This is a genomic window from Sphingomonas yabuuchiae, from assembly GCF_001477495.1.
GTDB lineage: Bacteria > Pseudomonadota > Alphaproteobacteria > Sphingomonadales > Sphingomonadaceae > Sphingomonas > Sphingomonas yabuuchiae_A.
The window spans coordinates 69,395-82,897 of record NZ_LDTF01000007.1; the positions used below are offsets into that span (position 1 = coordinate 69,395).

11 protein-coding genes are annotated in these 13,503 nt (G+C 66.5%); 9 read left to right on the top strand and 2 right to left on the bottom strand.

Annotation, left to right across the window (positions count from 1 at the left end; genetic code table 11):
• Positions 1-17 precede the first annotated feature (17 nt).
• The 4 genes from NS355_RS01625 to NS355_RS01640 all read left to right on the top strand — a co-directional run bounded on the left by NS355_RS01625 (position 18) and on the right by NS355_RS01640 (position 3,935).
• Positions 18-854, top strand: coding sequence for a 4-(cytidine 5'-diphospho)-2-C-methyl-D-erythritol kinase (locus tag NS355_RS01625; protein ID WP_058744061.1), 837 nt, complete (start codon positions 18-20; stop codon positions 852-854).
• A gap of 93 nt (positions 855-947) precedes the next feature.
• Positions 948-2,021: a recombinase RecA gene (recA, locus tag NS355_RS01630; RefSeq protein ID WP_042482753.1), complete on the top strand. Its 1,074-nt coding sequence runs from the start codon at positions 948-950 to the stop codon at positions 2,019-2,021.
• Positions 2,022-2,060: 39 nt separating this feature from the next.
• Positions 2,061-2,924: a class I SAM-dependent methyltransferase gene (locus NS355_RS01635; protein WP_244489512.1), complete on the top strand. Its 864-nt coding sequence runs from the start codon at positions 2,061-2,063 to the stop codon at positions 2,922-2,924.
• A 384-nt stretch (positions 2,925-3,308) separates the two neighbouring features.
• Positions 3,309-3,935 (top strand): glutathione S-transferase family protein, encoded by a 627-nt coding sequence (locus tag NS355_RS01640; RefSeq protein ID WP_058744062.1) that lies wholly within the window; start codon positions 3,309-3,311, stop codon positions 3,933-3,935.
• A gap of 17 nt (positions 3,936-3,952) precedes the next feature.
• On the opposite strand, the gene NS355_RS01645 is transcribed toward NS355_RS01640, so the two are convergent.
• Entirely contained in the window at positions 3,953-5,284 is a 1,332-nt protein-coding gene (locus NS355_RS01645) for a dicarboxylate/amino acid:cation symporter (RefSeq protein ID WP_058744063.1), read from the bottom strand.
• A gap of 76 nt (positions 5,285-5,360) precedes the next feature.
• Here NS355_RS01645 and NS355_RS01650 point away from each other — a divergent pair, with 76 nt between their 5' ends.
• The 5 genes from NS355_RS01650 to NS355_RS01675 all read left to right on the top strand — a co-directional run bounded on the left by NS355_RS01650 (position 5,361) and on the right by NS355_RS01675 (position 12,583).
• The gene (locus tag NS355_RS01650; RefSeq protein ID WP_058744064.1) at positions 5,361-6,617 is read left to right on the top strand and encodes a M24 family metallopeptidase; all 1,257 of its coding nucleotides are present in this window, start codon (positions 5,361-5,363) and stop codon (positions 6,615-6,617) included.
• A complete protein-coding gene (locus NS355_RS01655) occupies positions 6,614-7,327 on the top strand; it encodes a phytanoyl-CoA dioxygenase family protein (protein ID WP_058744065.1) in 714 nt (237 codons plus the stop codon). Before NS355_RS01650 ends, NS355_RS01655 begins: the two co-directional genes overlap by 4 nt.
• Before the next feature lie 31 nt (positions 7,328-7,358).
• Positions 7,359-10,007 carry an alanine--tRNA ligase gene (alaS, locus tag NS355_RS01660; RefSeq protein WP_058744066.1) on the top strand — a complete coding sequence of 883 codons (2,649 nt, stop codon included), beginning with the start codon at positions 7,359-7,361 and terminating at the stop codon, positions 10,005-10,007.
• A 64-nt stretch (positions 10,008-10,071) separates the two neighbouring features.
• On the top strand, positions 10,072-10,929 hold the full coding sequence (locus tag NS355_RS01665; RefSeq protein WP_153007979.1) for a hypothetical protein: 858 nt from the start codon (positions 10,072-10,074) through the stop codon (positions 10,927-10,929).
• Positions 10,930-11,134: 205 nt separating this feature from the next.
• Positions 11,135-12,583, top strand: a complete 1,449-nt coding sequence (locus NS355_RS01675) for an MATE family efflux transporter (RefSeq protein ID WP_244489513.1) — start codon at positions 11,135-11,137, stop codon at positions 12,581-12,583.
• A 35-nt stretch (positions 12,584-12,618) separates the two neighbouring features.
• On the opposite strand, the gene NS355_RS01680 is transcribed toward NS355_RS01675, so the two are convergent.
• Positions 12,619-13,476 (bottom strand): diacylglycerol/lipid kinase family protein, encoded by an 858-nt coding sequence (locus tag NS355_RS01680; RefSeq protein ID WP_058744070.1) that lies wholly within the window; start codon positions 13,474-13,476, stop codon positions 12,619-12,621.
• Positions 13,477-13,503 lie beyond the last annotated feature (27 nt).

Genomic DNA, 13,503 nt, shown 5'->3' on the forward strand with positions numbered 1-13,503 from the left:
CGACGCATGGGGTGGGCATGACCGCTATCGTCGAAACCGCCCCGGCCAAGATCAACCTGGCGCTCCATGTGCGTCGCCGTCGCGCTGACGGCTATCATGAGTTGGAGACGCTGTTCGCCTTTTGCCGTGACGGCGATGTCGTGACGGTGGAGCGGGCGGACAGCAACAGCCTGACGTTGACTGGGCCGTTCGCAGGCGTGCTGGCGGGCGAGACGCAGGACGACAATCTCGTCATGCGGGCGGCGCGTGGCTTTTGTGCGCGGTTCGGGGTGAGCGAAGGGCATGCCATCGCCCTCGACAAGCATCTGCCCGTCGCGTCGGGTATTGGTGGCGGCTCGGCGGATGCGGCGGCGACACTGCGCGCACTGGCGCGGCTGCACGGCGTGGCGACCGACGACTACGCGCTGTTCGCTTTGGCGGCCGATCTGGGCGCGGATGTGCCCGCGTGCCTGCTCGGGCAGACGGCGCGCGGCGAGGGGAAGGGCGACGCGCTACAACCGCTGGAGCCACTGGGTGGGCGGCCGGTCCTGCTGGTCAATCCCGGCGTCGGCGTATCGACGGCGGCGGTGTTCGGGCGCTGGGACGGCGTGGACCGGGGGGCGCTGGGGCAGGGTGATGTGATGACCGTCGCCAAGGCGGGGCGCAACGACCTGGAGCCGCCCGCCCGTGCCATCGCGCCGCAGATCGACGCGGTGCTGGCTTTGCTGGCGAGTGCACCGGGCGTCGAACTGGCGCGCATGTCGGGATCGGGCGCGACCTGCTTTGGGATTTTCGATGACATCGGCGCACGCGATGCGGCGGCGGAGCAGGCGCGGGAACGAGGATGGTGGGCTCTGCCGACTTTTTTGCGATAGATTTTGTTCGCATCTTGTTCTCATGGAACAAAACACATACATTGCAGATGCGTTGAATGGACCACGAGGTTGGTCTAGCGAGGGAAGCATCTGATGGCCGCCAATCTGAAAGTGATCGAAACAGGCATGGCAACCGCAAACGCAGACCGGCAAAAGGCGCTGGACGCCGCACTCGCCCAGATTGACCGGGCATTCGGTAAGGGCTCGGCGATGAAGCTGGGCCAGAAGGAAGCGATGCAGGTGGAGGCGATCTCGACCGGCTCGCTCGGCCTCGACATCGCGCTCGGTGTCGGCGGCCTGCCGCGCGGACGCGTGATCGAGGTCTATGGCCCTGAATCCTCGGGCAAGACCACGCTGGCGCTGCACGTCATCGCCGAGGCGCAGAAGATGGGCGGCACCGCTGCCTTTGTCGACGCCGAACATGCGCTCGACCCCGTCTATGCCAAGAAGTTGGGCGTTAACATCGACGAACTGATCGTGTCGCAGCCGGATACCGGCGAGCAGGCGCTCGAGATCACCGACACGCTCGTCCGCTCGAACGCGATCGATGTGCTGGTGGTCGACTCGGTCGCCGCCCTCGTGCCGCGTGCGGAAATCGAGGGCGAGATGGGCGACAGCCATGTCGGCCTTCAGGCCCGCCTGATGTCGCAGTCGCTTCGCAAGCTGACCGGCTCCATCAGCCGTTCGCGCTGCATGGTGATCTTCATCAACCAGCTGCGCATGAAGATCGGCGTGATGTACGGCAACCCGGAGACGACGACGGGCGGCAACGCGCTGAAATTCTATGCTTCGGTCCGGCTCGACATCCGTCGCACCGGCGCGATCAAGGATCGTGAGGAAGTGACCGGCAATGCGACCCGTGTGAAGGTCGTGAAGAACAAGGTCGCCCCGCCGTTCAAGCAGGTCGAATTCGACATCATGTACGGCGAAGGCATTTCGAAGATCGGCGAGATCCTCGACCTGGGCGTCAAGGCGGGTCTGGTCGAGAAGTCGGGCAGCTGGTTCTCCTACGACTCGGTCCGCATCGGCCAAGGGCGTGAGAACGCCAAGAACTACCTGCGCGACAATCCCGATATGGCCGATCGTCTGGAACGGGCGATCCGCCAGCGGACCGAGAAGGTCGCCGAGGAGATGATGACCGGCCCCGATGCCGAGGACGACATCTAAGAATATAGGGCCCGCCAGCAATGGCGGGCCTTTTTGTTTATGAGCATCGAGGGCTGGATCGTGACGGGCGGAATGGATTGGCGGGGGCGGGTCGGCGAGGTCTGGGCCGCGGAATGGCGACGCACCGACCGCAGCCTGGCGGACCTGTCCCGTCATCTCGACGCGGCGATCGCATCGGTCGCGCCCGAACGGGGCCATGCACTCGATATCGGTTGCGGGGCGGGGGCGACCAGCCTGGCGCTCCGGGCCGCGCGGCCGGGATTGCGCGTGACGGGTGTCGACCTGTCGGCGGAATTGATGGCGGTGGCACAGGCGCGGGCGGGCGTGGCGGCTGACGAGGGCCTGCGTTTCCAGTGCGGCGATGCGCTGGCCGTGGCGGCCGCCGAAGGGCCGTTCGATCTGCTATGCTCGCGTCACGGCGTAATGTTCTTTCCCGATCCGGTCGAAGCGCTGGCCAGCTTGCGGCAGGCCGCGCGCGGCGGTGCGCGGCTGGTCTTCTCCTGCTTTGCGGAACGGGCCGCCAATGGTTTCGCGACGCTGGCGGATGCGGTGATCGGTATCACTCCGCCGCAGGACGAGGGCTACGTGCCCGGCCCCTTTGGCTTTGCCGATAGGGATCAGGTCGGGGCGTGGCTGACGGAAAGCGGATGGCAGCCCGACAATGTCGTGCGCGTTCGGTTCGACTATGTGGTCGGCGAAGGCGATGATCCGGTCGAGGACGCGCTGTCCTTCCTGTCCCAAATCGGCCCCGCGGCGCGGGCCTTGGCACAGGCTGCCCCCGATGAACGGCGGCGGATGGAGACGGCTTTGCGAGAGACGCTGTTGCCCTATCGCACCGGCGACCGGATTGCATTGCCAGCCTCGGCATGGATCTGGCGGGCCGTTGCGCATGGGGATGGCTGATCCAGAGTGGATCGACATTCAGTGCCGCCCCTTATTCCCAAGCCTCTCACAAAGAGGGGGGGGATCGCGCAGACTTGGTTTTGCGAAAGCGAAGGCTGAGAGCAGGATGACGTCAGGGTGATCCGCCGCTCTCTTTCAAGGGCAGGGCGGTGGATGGGCGCTTCCGCAAATGCCGTGCTTGGGGTGGGGCGACCTACGTTATCCTGAGCTAGCCAGCGCACTGCTCTTGCCTCCTGTCTGGGAGAAAGGGACGGAAAATAAGCCGATTGCGGATCCGGGCAGCAAGCTTTCAGTCGGTTTTTGAGCTCGCGATAGACGAATGATCCCTCGATGCGTCCGCTACCCCTCTTGGCGCGTTGAGCGGCCCAATCGAGGGGAATAGCCATGACGATCATCGTCCATCATCTGGAAAACAGCCGGTCGCAGCGCATCCTGTGGATGTTGGAGGAACTGGGCCTTCCCTATGAGGTCAAGCACTATAAGCGCGACCCCAAGACCATGCTGGCCCCGCGCGAACTCCGCGCTGTTCATCCGCTCGGCAAGTCACCGGTAATCGAGGACGACGGACTGGTAATTGCCGAGACGGGTGCGATCATCGAATATCTTGTCGGCAAGGGCGATGGTCGGCTGGGGCCGCCCGCGCATCGGGAGGCGATGCAGCGCTGGCGCTTCTGGCTGCATTATGCCGAAGGGTCGCTGATGCCGCCGCTGTTCGTCACGCTGGTGCTCAGCCGTATTCCGGTCATGGGCAAGGTGGCGATGAAGCGGTTCCAGCCGATGGTCGACCGCCATCTCGATTATGTCGAAAGCGAACTGGCGCGTTCGCCCTGGTTCGCGGGCGAACAGATGACGGCCGCCGACATCATCATGAGCTTCCCGCTGGAAGCGGCCCGGTCGCGCGCCGGGCTGGACGAGCGCCGCCCCGCCACCATCGCCTGGCTGGAGCGTATCCACGCCCGCCCGGCCTATCAGGCGGCGCTCGCCAAGGGCGGACCCTATGCCTATGCCTGAGGCATAGGGTCCGGCGATCAATGTCCCCCGATCTGGCGGAAGCTGTCGGGGGCGTCCTTCGCAGGCGTGCCCGAGGGGGCGTGGAGCGACGCCACATCGACCGGCTCGGGCGGGTCGAGCGGGCCTTCCCACTTCGCGATGACCGCACTCGCCACCGCATTGCCGATCACATTGGTCGCCGAGCGACCCATGTCGAGGAAATGGTCGACCGCCAGGATCAGCAGCAAGCCCGCCTCGGGGATGTTGAACATCGGCATGGTCGCGGCGATCACCACCAGCGAGGCGCGCGGTACGCCAGCGATCCCCTTCGACGTGACCATCAGGACCAGCAGCATCGTGATCTGCTGCCCGATCGACAGGTCGATGCCGTAAGCCTGGGCGATGAACAGTGACGCAAAGGTCATGTACATCATCGAGCCGTCGAGGTTGAACGAATAGCCCAGCGGCAGGACGAAGCTGGCGATGCGCGGCGGCACGCCGAACCGGTCCAGCCCCTCCAGGATGCGCGGATAGGCGGCCTCCGACGAGGCGGTCGAGAAGGCGAGGATCAGCGGCGCGCGGATATGCGCGATCAGGTCGCGCACGCGCGGACCGATGAATAGCGCCGCGATGCCGAGTAGCACGCACCACAGCAGGATAAGGCCCAGATAGAAGCTGCCCATGAAGATGGCGAGCTTGCCGATCACCGACGGCCCCTGTTCGGTCAGCGTGCCCGCGACGGCGGCGAACACCGCGATCGGCGCGACGCGCATGACGTAATCCGTCACCTGCAGCATCACCGCGACCAGTGCGTCGACCGCGCGCACGAGCGGCGCGGCGCGCTCGCCGACCGCCGTGATCGCGACGCCCAGGAACAGCGAGCCGATGACGATCTGCAGGACCTCGTTGGTCGCCATCGCCTCGACCAGCGAGGCGGGGACGAGGTGAGTGACGAATTTCTGGAGGTCGAACCCGGCCTTCACCACGCCGCTATCGGCGGTGACGGCGGGCAGCGGCAGGTTCAGGCCGACGCCAGGCTGGAGCAGATTGACCAGCAACATGCCCAGCGTGAGCGAGACGAGGCTGGCCGAGATGAACCAGGCGAGCGAGCGCACCCCGATCCGCCCCAGCGCCTTGGTATCGCCCATCTGCGCGATTCCCGACACCAGGGTCGCGAAGACCAGAGGCGCGATGATCATCTTGATCAGGCGCAGGAACAGGCCGGTGACGATCGCAAAATAGCTGGCGATTGTCTTGAGTTGCGCGGTCGCCGCCGCGCTGCCGTCATTCAGCGACAGGTTGAGCGAGAGCCCCACGACCAGCCCCAGGACGAGGCCGATGAAGATGTACAAGGTCAGCCGCTTGGCCATGCATACCCCAAATTAAAATCTACGGGCGAGCCAAGGGCATTGCGGCGCTCAGGTCAAGAATTCTATCGTCACCGTCATGCAGACCCTGTTGTCCCGCCGTGCGATGATCGCGGCCGCCGCCCTGCCGTTCCTCGTCCGGCCGGGCCTGCTGCACGCCGCCGAGCCGGACCTGTCGGCGCTGTCCGACATCACCGGCGGGGCGGTGCCGATCGGCCTGGAGGAACGGGGGCGGCGGCTGGCGCGGGCGCAGGCGTTGATGAAGGCGAACGGGATCGGCGCGATCCTGATCGAGCCCGGCTCGACTATGGTCTATTTCACCGGCGTCCAATGGTGGCGCAGCGAGCGGCTGACCGCCGCGATCATCCCGGTCGAGGGCCAGCCTTGCATCGTCACGCCGTTCTTCGAGGAGCCCTCGGTCCGTGAGACGCTGGCCGTGCCTGCCGAGGTGCGGGTGTGGCAGGAGAATGAAAATCCGCTGGCCGTCGTTGCGGGGTTCCTGCGCGACCGCAAACTGGCGAACCGGCCGGTCGGGATCGAGGAGACGGCCCGCTTCTTCGCATTCGACGGGGTGCGAAAGCTGCTACCCGATACGCGGCTGGTCTCGGCCAATCCGGTGGTGCGCGGATGCCGGATGGTGAAGACGCCCGCCGAGATCGCGCTGATGCAGGTGGCGACCGACGTGACGATGGCGGCCTATCGCTGGGTCCATCCCCGCGTCGAGGCGGGCATGACCGGCGCGGAGATCGGCGCGCTGATGAGTGCCGCCACCCGCAAACTGGGCGGCGCACCGGAGTTCAGCATGGCACTGATCGGCGAAGCCTCGGCCTATCCGCATGGCAGCAAGCAGGTCCACCGGGTCGCAGAGGGGCAGGTCGTGCTGATGGACTGCGGCTGCACGGTACAGGGCTATCAGTCCGATGTCTCGCGCAGTTGGGTCCATGGCCGCGCCAGTGCGGAACAGCGCAAGGTCTGGGACACGGTGGCCAGGGGCCAGCAGGTCGCGCGGGCAGCGGCGCGGATCGGGGCACCTGCGGGGAGCATCGACGATGCCGTGCGACGTTTCTATGAAGGCCAGGGCTATGGCCCCGGCTATCGCCTGCCCGGCCTGTCGCATCGGACCGGCCACGGTATCGGCATGGACGGGCATGAGCCGGTCAACCTCGTGCATGGCGAAGCGACGCCGCTGGCCTCCGGTATGTGCTTCTCCAACGAGCCGGGGCTGTATCTGCCGGGCAAGTTCGGCATCCGGATCGAGGATTGCTTCCACATGACGGATAGCGGTCCCGTCTGGTTCTCGACCCCGCCCAGGTCGATCGAGGCGCCGATCGGATGATCGAATCGTTGGAGAAGCAGGGCCATGCGCTCTGGCCGTCACGCCTTGCAGGGGAGGAACTGGCCGAGTTGGCGCGGCTTTTCGACGGGTGGCCGAAGGGGCGGCCGGGGCTGCGGATCGATCCTATCCGTGCAGGCGACTTGGCAGGCGTAAAGCGGATTTTCGCTGCGATGCGGCCCTATATGGGCGAAGCCGTGCGCCCCGTCCGCGCCATCCTTTTCGACAAGCAGGACGGCGCGAACTGGGCGCTGGGTTGGCATCAGGACCGCACGATCGAAGTGGCGAAGCAAAGACAGGTCGAAGGTTTCGGCCCCTGGACCGTCAAACAGGGTCGGGTTCATGTCGCGCCGCCGGTTTCCCTGCTGGAACATATGGTGACGGTCCGTTTCCATCTCGATCCGGTTGACGCCGACAATGCGCCGCTGCTGGTCGCGCCGGGATCGCATCGTCTGGGCTTGATCCCGGAAGGGGCGATATCGAACGTGATCCATGAAATGGGCGAAGCAATTTGCCTGGCGGAGGCCGGGGCCGTGTGGATGTACCATACTCTGATCCTCCACGCCTCCGCCCGCTCCACTCCGGGACGGCACCGCCGCGTATTACAGATCGATCTATCGGCGGACGACTTGCCCGGCGGATTGCGCTGGGCGATTGATGGAAATCAGCGGCCTGAGGATGCGACCGGACGCCCTTGGCGCGCGGGCGCTTGAGCGCGCGCGAAACCTCGCCTAAGCCGCGTCAATGACCTCGACCAACGACATCCGCCGCGGCTTTCTCGACTATTTCGGAAGCGAAGGGCACCAGATCGTGCCCTCCGCGCCGCTCGTGCCGCAGAACGACCCGACGCTGATGTTCGTGAACGCGGGCATGGTGCCGTTCAAGAACGTGTTCACCGGCCTGGAGTCGCGGCCTTATTCCACCGCGACCAGTTCGCAGAAGTGCGTGCGCGCGGGCGGCAAGCATAACGATCTCGACAATGTCGGCTATACCGCACGGCATCATACCTTCTTTGAAATGCTGGGCAATTTCTCATTCGGCGACTATTTCAAGGAACAGGCGATCATCCATGCCTGGACCCTGCTGACCAAGGTCTGGGGCATTCCCGCCGAAAAGCTGACCGCCACCGTCTATCACACCGACGACGAGGCGTTCGACCTGTGGAAGAAGATCGCCGGGCTGCCGGATCACAAGATCATCCGCATCCCGACCAAGGACAATTTCTGGGCGATGGGCGAGAACGGGCCGTGCGGTCCGTGCTCCGAAATCTTCTACGATCACGGCGACCATATCTATGGCGGCCCTCCCGGTAGCCCGGAGGAGGATGGCGACCGATTCGTCGAGATCTGGAACCTGGTCTTCATGCAGTTCGAGCAGGAGGCCAATGAGATCGTCGGCGAACTGCCCAAGAAGTCGATCGACACCGGCATGGGGCTGGAGCGGATCGCCGCCGTCCTGCAGGGCGTGCACGACAACTACGACACCGACACATTCAAGGCGCTGATCGCGGCATCCTGCGAGTTGACCCATACCAAGGCCGAAGACGGCCAGAAGGCGTCGCACCGCGTCATCGCCGACCATCTGCGCTCGGCCGGTTTCCTGGTGGCGGACGGCGTGCTGCCCGCCAATGAAGGCCGTGGCTATGTCCTCCGTCGCATCATGCGCCGCGCGATGCGGCATGCGCATCTTCTGGGCGCGAAGGAGCCGTTGATGCACCGGCTGGTCCCGGCGCTGGTCGCCGAGATGGGCGCGGCCTATCCCGAACTGGTCCGCGCCCAGCCGCTGATCGAAGCCACGTTACGCCAAGAAGAGACGCGCTTCCGCCAGACGCTCGACAAGGGGCTGAAGCTGCTCGACGAGGCGACGGCTGGCATGGCGCCGGGCGCGACGCTGGCGGGTGAGACGGCGTTCAAGCTCTATGACACGTACGGCTTCCCCTATGACCTGACCGAGGATGCACTGCGCGCGCAGAACCTGTCGGTCGACCGCGTGGGCTTCGACGCCGCCATGGCCGAGCAGAAGCGCGCCGCACGGGCCGCCTGGAAGGGCTCGGGCGCGAAGGCGTCGGACGATGTCTGGTTCGACATCGCCGAGGAAACCGGCTCGACCGAATTTCTGGGCTATGCCTCCGACACCGGCGAGGGCGAGGTGCTGGCGCTGGTCAAGGACGGCGCGCGGGTCGACAGCGCGGCGGCGGGCGATACGGTGTCGATCATCGTCAACCAGACGCCCTTCTACGGCGAGAGCGGCGGCCAGGTCGGCGACAGCGGCACCATCTCCAGCGATACGGGTCTGAAGGCGGTCGTCACCGACACCTCCAAGCAGCTCGGCCGCGTGTTCGTGCACAATGCCGAAATCCAGGAAGGCGGCATCAAGGTCGGTGACAGCGTGAAGCTGGCGATCGACACCACCCGCCGCGCCGCGATCCGCGCCAACCACTCGGCGACGCACCTGCTGCACGAGGCGCTCCGCCAGAGGCTGGGCACCCATGTCGCGCAGAAGGGCTCGCTGGTCGCCCCCGAACGCCTGCGCTTCGACTTCTCGCAGCCGGTGGGCATGACCGCCGACGACATCGCCGAGGTCGAGGCACGCGTGAACGAGCAGGTGCGCGGCAACGGTCCGGTCGTCACCCGTCTAATGACCCCCGACGAAGCGATCGAAATGGGCGCGATGGCGCTCTTCGGCGAGAAGTATGGCGACGAGGTTCGCGTCGTGTCGATGGGCGAGGATGCCGACGGCACCTACTCCCTCGAACTCTGCGGCGGCACGCATGTGAACGCGCTGGGCGAGATCGGCGTGTTCAAGATCGTGTCCGAAGGCGCGGTGTCGAGCGGCGTGCGCCGTGTCGAGGCGCTGACCGGCGAGGGCGCGCGCGCCTATCTGTCGCACCGGGACGACATGCTCAAGGCCGCGGCCGCGACGCTGAAGACCACGCCCGACGAGGTGCCCGCGCGCATCGCCGCGCTGGTCGAGGATCGCCGCCGTCTGGAGCGTGAACTGGCCGAGGCGAAGAAGGCGCTGGCCATGGGCGGCGGGGCCGGTGGCGCGGCCGCTGGGCCGGAGCAGATCGGCGACGTGGCGTTCATCGGCCAGGTGCTCGACGGCTTCGAGGCCAAGGGGCTGCGCGGCGCAGTCGACGATGCCAAGCAGCGTCTGGGCGGATTGGGCGTCGCGGTGATGGTCGCGGTGAATGACGGCCGCGCCTCGGTTGCGGTCGGCGTGACCGACGATCTGACCGCCAGGCACAATGCCGTCGACCTGCTGCGCAAGGCGGTGGCGGCGCTGGGCGGGCAGGGTGGCGGCGGCCGTCCCGACATGGCCCAGGGCGGCGGCCCCGACGGCACCAAGGGCGCCGAGGCGCTTCAGGCGGTCCGGGACGCGATCGCGGGGTAATTTCATCAGCCAGCGGAGAGTGGCGATGCGCAGGGGAATGACGGCGGCCTTTTTGATGGGGGCCATGCTTCCCTCGCCATCGCTGCTCTTGGCACAAGCGGCACCGCCGCAGACGGCGACTCCGTCCGTGACCACCGGCGAGGCGGTCGTCGTGACGGCCCGACCCCAGGCCACCGAGCGCGAGGTGCGCGATCAGGTCATAAGCGTCACCGGGCGGCCGACATCGGCCATGCCGCTCATGCGGTTTCGTGCGCCGGTCTGCATCGGTACCGCCGGGCTGCCGGTCGCGGCCAGCGAGGAAATCCTTCGCCGCATGATGGCGACGGTCGAATCGCTGGGCATGAAAATGGCTCCCGATGGCTGCACACCCAATATTCTGGTCCTGTTCGCCGACGATCCGCAGCAACAGCTCTTGGCGTTGCGCGAGCGTTCTCCCCAGATATTCGGCGATCTGTCCCGCCCGGCGGTCAGCCGCATCGTGAAGGGAGCGGGTCCCGTCTATGCCTGGAACGCCGCCATGCGGGTGTCGCGCGACGGCGATCTGGTGCTGCAACAGGATAGTCCAACGGCGAACTGGCCCCAAATGAAGGTCGGGGCGGCGTCACGGCTGTTGAGCCCCATCCGTCAGGATATCGCCGCCTCGGTCGTGGTCATCAAGCGTCAGGCCCTGCTGAACAAGACGCTGGGCCAGATTGCCGATTATGCTGTGATGCGGACCATGGCGGCGACCAGGCCGGTCGAGGGGATGACGTCGGCGACGATCCTGACCCTGTTCGACACCGATGCGACGGCGCCTGCGGAACTGACGGCGTTCGACCGGGGACTGTTGAACGGACTTTATGACAGCCGCCCCCATGCCCAGGGGGTGCAGCAGGTGTCGGAGATGACACGCGCCATCCGCAAGGAAACCGCAGGCCAATGATCCGGCGGGGCCGGGCGATGTCGCCCTGTGTCGTCGAGAGTTTGGGCGCCCTGCCGACGGTCATGCCCCGCACCGGGCTGATGGCGTTCGACCGGTGCTATGGGCGGGGCCTTTGTTCGGGGCGGGGAAATCGGGCGCCGATGTCCCAATATGCCGCGATGGCGCGTTGCATCGACAACGAATGGTTGGCCGGAGACAAGACACCGTGAAACCCCCAAGCGGACGCCGTGACCTGACCGCCGGGCCGATCGGCAAGACGCTGTTGCTGTTTGCGCTGCCGACCCTGGGGTCGAGCGTGCTGCAATCGCTGAACGGGTCGATCAACGCGATCTGGATCGGCCAGTTTCTGGGCGAGCGGGCGCTGGCGGCGACGACCAACGCCAATATAATCATGTTCCTGCTGGTCGCGGCGACCTTCGGCTTCGGCATGGCGGCGACCATCCTGATCGGGCAGGCGATGGGGCGGCGCGATGTGGAGGCGATGCGCCGGGTGCTGGGATCGGCGCTGGGGCTGTTCGCGGTCATTTCGACTGCGACCGTGGGAATAGGTTGGCTGGCCGCCCCCGCCATCCTCCGCGCGCTGGCGACCCCGGCCGAGGTGTTCCCGCTCGCGCTTGCCTATCTGCGCGTGATCTTCGTGGCGATGCCGCCGGGCTTCATCTCGGTATTGCTGACCATGGCGCTGCGCGGGGTCGGCGACTCGATCACGCCGCTGAAGTTCATGGCGCTCGGTTCGGTCCTCGACGTGGCGCTCAACCCGGTCTTCATCCTGGGGCTGGGGCCGATCCCGGCACTGGGGATCGAGGGATCGGCGATCGCGACGCTGATCGCGAATACCGGATCGCTGCTCGCGCTCGTCACCTATCTCTATGCCAAGGATCTGGTCATCCGGCTGCGCGGGGCGGAGTGGCGCTACCTGCTCCCGACCGCCGAGTTGCTCAGGACCATTGTGGTCAAGGGGTTCCCGATGGGCCTCCAGATGCTGGTCGTCTCCACCTCGGCGCTGGCGATGATGGGGTTGGTCAACCGGCATGGTACGTCGACCACGGCGGCTTACGGCGCGGCCAACCAGCTTTGGACCTATATCCAGATGCCCGCCATGGCGGTGGGGGCGGCGGTCAGCGCCATGGCGGCGCAGAATATCGGCGCGGGGCAGTGGGACCGGGTCGATAGGATTACCCGTGCCGGTCTTCGCATGAACCTGTTGCTGACCGGCGTGCTGGTGCTGGCCGTCACGCTGCTAGACCGGCATGTGCTGTGGCTGTTCCTGGGGAATGAGGCGGGCGCGATCGGCATCGCGGCCAGGATCAACCTGATCGGCGGGTGGAGCTTCATGCTGTTCGGCGTGTCGATGGTCCTGGCCGCGACCGTGCGCGCCAACGGCGCGGTGGTCGGGCCGCTTGTCATCCTGGCGATCGCGATGTTCCCGGTGCGCTTCGGCCTGGCCAACCTGCTGGAGCCGGGCCTGGGCGCGGATGCGATCTGGTGGAGCTTCCCGGCGGGCTCGCTCGCCTCGATGCTGATGACCATCGGCTATTACCGCCATGGTGGCTGGCGCAAGGGGCGGATGGCTCCGGCGGCGGGCAAGGAGGAATGCGAGGAACAGGCACTGGCCGAGGGCCAGCCGACGAACAAGGCCATGCCGGTGGGGTAGAACCCGAAATTCCTCCCCTTGCAGGGGAGGAATGATCACTCGGCGGGCGCGATGACCTCGATGATGCCCGGCGCGATCTTTGCCGTCGCCGGCGTGCGGGCCAGCACCTCGCCGTCGATAGAGATGGGCAGCGGCGGGATGGTGGTGAGCTTGATCTCGCGGCCCCGGAAGTCACGGACCTTTTCCTTGCGATAGTCGCTGCGCAGGATGCTGGCGGCCCAGTTGACGATCAGGCGGCGCTTGACGTGACCGCACACCGCCTGGACCACGATCTCGCCCGAATCGACGGCGGCGGCATCCACCAGTTCGGTGCCGCCATGATAGGGCCCGTTGGAGATGCGCACCTCGACGACGCGCAGCCGCTCGCGCTCGCCATTCTGCTCGACGATCAGGGTGAAGGGGCGGAAGCGCAGGAACTGATAGGCCGCCCAGCCCAGGTAACCCAGCCGCCCGGCGACGCGCTTCAGGCCGTGCGGGACCGTCTCGGCGATCTTGGGGCTGATCCCCATCGCGGCGCAGTTCGCGTAATAATCATTGTCGATCATGCCCAGATCGATGCGGCGCGGCCGGCCGGTGCGAATGACCTCCACCGCACCTTCGATGGTGAGCGGAATACCGAGCGAGCGGGCGAAGCTGTTCGCGGTGCCGAGCGGCAGCACGCCCAGCATCACGTCATGCCCGACCATCAAGTCGACGAGCCCGCTGATCGTCCCGTCGCCGCCGCCCAGGATCAGCAGGTCGGGCTTGGCCGCCAGCAACTCGCGTACCGTAGGCTCCAGGTCCTTCGGGTCCTCCACCGCACGGGCGTCGACCGTGTAGGGAAGGTCCGACATTGCCGCGCAGGCGCGCTGAAACAAGGCCTGGCCGCGCCGCGACTTGGCGTTCACCACCATCGCTGCCGATCGAATCTCTCGCACGCC

Bases quoted from the DNA above. Each gene is read 5' to 3' on its own strand.
- NS355_RS01635 (WP_244489512.1), top strand. From the start codon at position 2,061: ATGAGCATCGAGGGCTGGATCGTGACGGGCGGAATGGATTGGCGGGGG.
- NS355_RS01625 (WP_058744061.1), top strand. From the start codon at position 18: ATGACCGCTATCGTCGAAACCGCCCCGGCCAAGATCAACCTGGCGCTC.
- alaS (WP_058744066.1), top strand. From the start codon at position 7,359: ATGACCTCGACCAACGACATCCGCCGCGGCTTTCTCGACTATTTCGGA.
- NS355_RS01680 (WP_058744070.1), bottom strand. From the start codon at position 13,476: ATGGTGGTGAACGCCAAGTCGCGGCGCGGCCAGGCCTTGTTTCAGCGC.
- NS355_RS01665 (WP_153007979.1), top strand. From the start codon at position 10,072: ATGCTTCCCTCGCCATCGCTGCTCTTGGCACAAGCGGCACCGCCGCAG.
- NS355_RS01640 (WP_058744062.1), top strand. From the start codon at position 3,309: ATGACGATCATCGTCCATCATCTGGAAAACAGCCGGTCGCAGCGCATC.
- recA (WP_042482753.1), top strand. From the start codon at position 948: ATGGCCGCCAATCTGAAAGTGATCGAAACAGGCATGGCAACCGCAAAC.
- NS355_RS01655 (WP_058744065.1), top strand. From the start codon at position 6,614: ATGATCGAATCGTTGGAGAAGCAGGGCCATGCGCTCTGGCCGTCACGC.
- NS355_RS01645 (WP_058744063.1), bottom strand. From the start codon at position 5,284: ATGGCCAAGCGGCTGACCTTGTACATCTTCATCGGCCTCGTCCTGGGG.
- NS355_RS01650 (WP_058744064.1), top strand. From the start codon at position 5,361: ATGCAGACCCTGTTGTCCCGCCGTGCGATGATCGCGGCCGCCGCCCTG.